The organism is Streptomyces sp. NPDC002573, assembly GCF_042889625.1.
Lineage (GTDB): Bacteria > Actinomycetota > Actinomycetes > Streptomycetales > Streptomycetaceae > Streptomyces > Streptomyces gibsoniae.
The window spans coordinates 1-1375 of record NZ_JBIARC010000269.1 but is presented as its reverse complement, the minus strand read 5'-3'; the positions used below and the strand labels follow the sequence as shown (position 1 = coordinate 1375).

Below are 1375 nucleotides of genomic sequence, written 5' to 3'. Positions count from 1 at the left end.
ACGACATCACAAGCCGTCACTCCCACCAGACCACCGACCCCATGCCCCACCAGCGAAAACGCAGTCCTCGCGTCCGGAAAGACAACAGCTTCTAACTGCGCCACCAGCATCCCCTAACAAGGCGCAAGGACATGAGACGGCCAGCCACGGCAAGCGCTACGGCCGCATGTGAGCCCTGTGGGACTGCTCGTTGGCGGCTCCGACCCAACACCTGGTCGGCCTGGCGGCGCGAACGGTGCGGGCAAGACAACACTGTTGAGTCTGGCGGTCAGCCTGGCCAGAGGCCCCGCGCTTGCCGCTCGCGCCGCGGTGTTCTGCCGGAGAGCGGCGGCATGCGCTGCTGCCGCCGCTCTCCGGCTGCTGCCTCCGGTGCCGACAGTCAGGTTCCGGTGCCTGTTCACCCCTTGCCGGTGTGGCAGGTCCCGCCGCTGACTGCCTCAAGGTGCTTTGCCACTGTGGGCCGGACGGCCTGGGCGGCCGCGCGAATCTTGGCGGCCTTGCCGGAGGACACTTCCTTGTCGATCAGTGCGAGGGCCTGCCGGTGGTTCATGTCCTGGCCCTGCAACCACACCCGGTCGTAGTCCCGTTTTCCATGCAGGGACTTCAGCGTGGTGAGCTGTTTCTGCTGGGCGGCTGACGCTGCGGAGGGCAGGATGATGCCCTTGCTGTGGGCCAGCGCCACGACCTGCGCATCGAACTTGGTGTGGTCACGCACGAACATGTCCGCTACCTGTTTCACGCACGCGCTGGTTGTGTGCTTCTGGGCATCCTTCGAGGTGGCGATCTCGGCGAGATTGCCCTGGTGAATCATCTTGAGGAAGGTGGCGTCGGGTCCGGTGACCGGGGCTGCCGCCGTGGCCGGAGCGGTGAGCCCGGCCACGGCGAGCGCCATGGCCGCGACGGCTGTGCCGTAAGGGCGGTTCATTCGCATTGTGTCCTCCACATGTCGTGGAACCGGATGAGGAGCCGGCCGATGAGCCGGGCGCCCCGTGCAGCGGACGCGCCGGACCCGCCGCCTCCCGGGCCATGCTGACTGCCTTCGCCACCCGCTCGCTTTCCGAGCTACCCGACGGAAGTGGCACTGCCTCCGGGGAATCCGGGCCTGGCCTGAGCAACGAGACCATGCGCGGTCGCATGACCAGGTACACCCGGACGAGTGAAGAGGGGGATCGTCGCCCTCGGGCCGTTGCCCCGTGCTGCGGCCGCTGGCGCGCTCGCCTCCCTGTGTCCTTTGGCAAGTACGGCTCAGGACGAGTCCACTCCCGACCCGACGGTCACCTTGAACCGCCCCGGTTCGAATAGAGACTCGATTTTATGAAAGGATCGAGTCATGGCACGACCTTCCCGTTACCCGCTTGAGCTCCGCCGCCGTGCG

The 1375-nt window shown here is 67.0% G+C and carries 1 protein-coding gene; it reads right to left on the bottom strand.

Going from position 1 to position 1375, the window contains the following annotated elements:
- Positions 1–397: 397 nt before the first annotated feature.
- A complete protein-coding gene (locus ACFYX0_RS47855; protein ID WP_388982161.1) occupies positions 398–931 on the bottom strand; it encodes a DUF4142 domain-containing protein in 534 nt (177 codons plus the stop codon).
- Positions 932–1375: the final 444 nt, after the last annotated feature.